The organism is Aridibaculum aurantiacum (genome assembly GCF_017355875.1).
Lineage (GTDB): Bacteria > Bacteroidota > Bacteroidia > Chitinophagales > Chitinophagaceae > Segetibacter > Segetibacter aurantiacus.
Window position 1 is genome coordinate 1 of the sequence record NZ_JAFEWC010000005.1, and the last position, 1,382, is coordinate 1,382.

Consider the following 1,382-nt stretch of genomic DNA (forward strand, 5'->3'; position numbering starts at 1 on the left):
TGTCACGTCCTGAAACTGGTTGACATATTGAAGTAATTAAACTCAATCAATATGTCACAAAAAGTAGAGAGAACAGTCATCCGGTACAGTAATAGCTTTAAGCTAATGGTTGTCCAGGAGATTGAAGAGGGTCATGCTATTGAAGCTATTCGCAGAAAGTATGGTATCGGTGGAGGTGCAACAATCCAGATCTGGATTAAGAAGTATGGCAGAAATCATTTACTCAACAAAGTTGTACGCGTAGAAACTATGAATGAAAGAGACCGGATAAAGGAACTCGAAGAAGAGAACAGGAAACTGAAAATTAAATTGGCAGAAACTTTCCTGGCAAAGGATTGCCTGGAGGAGTTGGTGAAAATTGCTAATGAAGAATACCGGACAGATTTAAAAAAAAATTTTGGTACAAGGTCTCCGAACGACTTGAAGAAAGACACAGAGTAACCGATTTGTGTAAGTACTGGCAGGTTAGCCGCCAGGCGTTTTACAAAGTGCGCAAATGCGGGCTGGATGAGCAGCACAAAGCGGCAGGGCTGTTGGTGGAAGTGAAACAGGTTCGCAGAGACCATGTGAAATTAGGCGGGCGAAAGCTATATCATGAGTTGCGGGAGGATATCCGTCGGTGTGGACGTGGCTTTGGCCGGGATAAGTTCTTTGATTTGTTACGTCAGCATGATTTACTGGTTAAGCGCAAGCGCAAGTATGCGGTTACTACTCAGTCTGATCATCCGTTTTATAAGTACCACAATGAGCTGTCCAGTGCAGAGATCAACGCACCAAACCAGGCTTGGGTCTCAGACATCACATATCTGCGTACACGTAAGGGATTTGCGTATCTATCGCTCATTACAGATGCATATTCTCGCAAAGTTGTAGGTTGGAATGTGGACAGCTCTTTAGGAGTTGAAAGCACTTTGAAAGCCGTTGCGCAAGCCATTAGCCAAAGCAGGCAAACCGAAGGGATCATTCACCACTCCGACCGAGGCATACAATACTGCTGCTATGCATACACTGATAAGCTGAAGCAAAAAGGCATCAAAATATCAATGGGAGAAGCAGGAAACTGCTACGACAATGCACTAGCCGAACGGATGAACGGGATACTGAAAGATGAGTATTTACTGGATGCTGAGTTTCTTGACCTGGAACATGCGAAACAAGCAACCAGGCAGGCAATCTACCTGTACAACCATAAGCGACCACACTGGTCACTAGGGCTACAAAAGCCTGCCGAAGTACATGTCGCCGATAATCAGCCAGTAGTTAAAGAGATGCGGGGGCGGCTCGCTTTAACAGAGCAAGACACCGCATCTTTTTGACGGCAAACATCAACGTAGCAATAAAAAAACAAACAAAAAATGGTCAACTTTTTTCAGGACAAGACA

Annotated in this window: 2 protein-coding genes; both read left to right on the forward strand. The window is 44.5% G+C overall.

From position 1 onward, the window contains the following. Positions 1–51: 51 nt before the first annotated feature. Positions 52–441: a transposase gene (locus J4N22_RS19840; protein WP_207497335.1), complete on the forward strand. Its 390-nt coding sequence runs from the start codon at positions 52–54 to the stop codon at positions 439–441. 5 nt (positions 442–446) lie between these two features. Beyond that, entirely contained in the window at positions 447–1,316 is an 870-nt protein-coding gene (locus tag J4N22_RS19845) for an IS3 family transposase (protein WP_242692319.1), read from the forward strand. Positions 1,317–1,382: the final 66 nt, after the last annotated feature.